The sequence below is a fragment of the Microvirga zambiensis WSM3693 genome (assembly GCF_016735695.1).
Taxonomy (GTDB): domain Bacteria; phylum Pseudomonadota; class Alphaproteobacteria; order Rhizobiales; family Beijerinckiaceae; genus Microvirga; species Microvirga zambiensis.
Genome location: NZ_JAERQD010000225.1, coordinates 1 through 683, shown reverse-complemented (window position 1 = coordinate 683; position 683 = coordinate 1). Strand labels below are relative to the sequence as shown.

The window sequence follows — 683 nt, the reverse complement described above, 5'->3', positions numbered from 1 at the left end:
CTCGCCGACAAGTTCGAGAACATGGGCGCCCAGATGGTGCGCGAAGTGGCCTCGAAGGCGAGTGATGTGGCCGGTGACGGCACCACCACCGCGACGGTTCTGGCCCAGGCCATCGTCCGCGAGGGCGCCAAGGCGGTTGCCGCCGGCATGAACCCGATGGACCTCAAGCGCGGCATCGATCTCGCCGTGGCTGAGGCTGTCAAGGACATCCAGTCCCGCGCCAAGAAGGTGGCCTCTTCGGAAGAAATTGCTCAGGTCGGCACGATCTCGGCCAATGGCGATGCTCCTGTCGGCGAGATGATCGCGCAGGCGATGCAGAAGGTCGGCAACGAAGGCGTCATCACCGTCGAGGAAGCCAAAACCGCCGACACCGAACTCGACGTCGTCGAAGGCATGCAGTTCGACCGCGGCTATCTCTCGCCATACTTCATCACCAACGCCGAGAAGATGATCGCCGAGCTCGAGGATCCCTACATCCTCATCCACGAGAAGAAGCTCTCCTCCTTGCAGTCGCTGCTACCGATCCTCGAGGCCGTGGTGCAGACCAGCAAGCCGCTGCTGATCGTGGCGGAAGACATCGAGGGCGAGGCGCTCGCCACCCTCGTGGTCAACAAGCTGCGGGGTGGTCTCAAGATTGCCGCTGTCAAGGCTCCGGGCTTCGGCGACCGCCGCAAGGCCATGCT

General features: G+C 63.5%; 1 protein-coding gene. It reads left to right on the top strand.

The genetic code is table 11. From position 1 onward, the window contains the following. Positions 1-683, top strand: a 683-nt coding sequence (gene groEL / locus JKL46_RS35015) for a chaperonin GroEL (protein ID WP_201843054.1), incomplete at both ends; no start/stop codon positions are given.